The following is a 2029-nucleotide window of genomic DNA, read 5'->3' on the forward strand; positions in this document are numbered from 1 at the left end:
GCCTGAGCGGCTGGCACTACGAGGAGATAGACGGAGAGAAGGTGCTGGTGGTCGATGAGCCAGGAGATTGATTTGCGGCAGGACGGCCTGCTCAACGAGCAGAGCGTCATCGGGGCCATCCTGCTGGACGACCAATGCCTGCCCGAGGTGGAGCGGGCCCTCTCCCCGGCGGACTTCCGCCTGGACCCGGACCGGGCCCTCTATGAGGCGGCCCTGGCCCTGGAGCGGACGGGGGCGAAAATCGACCCGGTGACCCTGCTGGACCAGGCGGCCAAGCTGGGCCGCCCCGTCTCCCGGGACTACGCCATGCAGCTGATGGAGCTGACGCCCACGGCGGCCAACGTGGGGGAGTACATACGCCTGGTGCGGGAGGACCGGCTGCGGGACGGCATGCTGGAGCTGGCCGAGGGCATCCGGGCCGGGGTGCAGGCCAGAGAGGACCCGGGAGCGGTGCTCACCAGGGCGGGACAGGTCCTGGACAGCCTGACGGCCAAAGGCAGCGCCGGACGGCTGTCCACCCCCACGGACATCTTCACCGCCTTCTACCGGCAGCGGGAGGCCGTGGAGAGCGGCAACGCCCGGGGCTTTGTGTGCACCCAGTACATGGCCCTGGACAGCCTGCTGGGCGGCGGACTGCTGGCCAGCGGCCTCTACCTGCTGGCCGCCCGGCCGGGCATGGGCAAGACCACCCTGGCCCTCAACATCGCCGACCGGGTGGCCCAGACCGACCCGGTGCTCTTCGTCTCCCTGGAGATGGACGACGAGCAGCTGGCCGCCAAGCGCATCTCCCGGGAGACCGGCATCCCCACCCAGCGGCTGCTCATGCAGCTGCTGGAGGAGAGGGAGTACACAGCCGTGGCCCAGGCGGCCAGCAAGCTGGCGGCCCTGCCCATGTACGCCAACAAGGCCCCCACCGTGACGGTGGACGACATCGGCGTGCTGGCCCGCAGCATCCCGGGGCTGCGGCTCATCGTGGTGGACTATTTTGGCAAAATCATGCCTACGCCCGAGGCCCGGCGGGCGGGCCGGTATGAGTACACGACGGAGATATCCGGCGCCCTGAAGAACCTGGCCCGTACCATGAAGCTGCCGGTGCTGGTGCTCTGCCAGCTCAACCGGGAGGTGGAGCAGCGGCAGGACAAGCGGCCCCAGCTCTCCGACCTGCGGGACACCGGCGCGCTGGAGCAGGACGCCGACGGCGTGATCTTCCTCTACCGGGACGACTACTACAACCCCCAGGAGGACCCGGACGCCCCGTCCCTGCTGGAGGTGAGCCTGGCCAAGAACCGCCACGGCAGGGTGGGGGCCTGTCAGATGGCCTTTGACATGACGGCCAGCTGCATCTCGGGCATGACCCGGCGGCGGACCAGGGAGGACCCGGAGCAGCTGGACATCTTTGGCGACAGACGGAAAGGACGGCGCTGAATGGACAACGACCGGCGGCTGGCGCTGATCGAGGCGGAGTACCTGCGGCACATGGCCATGGCCAGGGCCGACCCGGACCGCCTCAGAAAAGGAGACGAAAAGACGTGAATACATACGCGATTGTGAACTTTAAGGGCGGGGTGGGCAAGACCGTCACCGCCGTCAACCTGGCGGCCATCCTGGCCGCGGAGTACAAGCTGCGGGTGCTGCTCATCGACGCGGACGCCCAGGGCAACGCCACCCAGTCCCTGCTGCCCCCGGGGGAGTACAGGTCCCTGCTGTGGCTGCTGCGGGGGGAGGAGCCGTTCTACGAGAACCTGATCGAGCCCAGCCCCATCCGTGGCCTGGACATGGTGCCCGCCGGCGACGCCCTGCGGGAGCTGGACGTGGACCTGATCCAGGGCAGGCAGCTCCAAATGGGCGCCCTCCGGGACCTGCGGGACGCGGTGGAGGAGGACGAGGCCTACGACGCCGTCATCATCGACTGTCCGCCTGCCCTGTCCCCGGCCTGCGCGGCCGCCATCGCCGCCAGCACCGGGGTCATCATCCCCATCAAGCTGGACGCATACTCCGTCCGGGGCATGAGCGAGCTGACCGCACAGAT

At 69.0% G+C, this 2029-nt stretch carries 2 protein-coding genes; both read left to right on the forward strand.

What is annotated here, in order from left to right; translation table 11 throughout:
* The first annotated feature begins 54 nt into the window (after positions 1–54).
* Entirely contained in the window at positions 55–1425 is a 1371-nt protein-coding gene (locus WMO64_RS16935; RefSeq protein ID WP_349232754.1) for a replicative DNA helicase, read from the forward strand.
* Between the two features lie 104 nt (positions 1426–1529).
* On the forward strand, positions 1530–2029 hold a 500-nt coding region (locus WMO64_RS16940; protein WP_349232755.1), incomplete at its 3' end, for a ParA family protein.

Source organism: Pseudoflavonifractor intestinihominis, from assembly GCF_040096055.1.
In the GTDB taxonomy this organism is placed as follows: Bacteria; Bacillota; Clostridia; order Oscillospirales; family Oscillospiraceae; genus Pseudoflavonifractor; species Pseudoflavonifractor intestinihominis.

Bases quoted from the DNA above. Each gene is read 5' to 3' on its own strand.
- WMO64_RS16935 (WP_349232754.1), top strand. From the start codon at position 55: ATGAGCCAGGAGATTGATTTGCGGCAGGACGGCCTGCTCAACGAGCAG.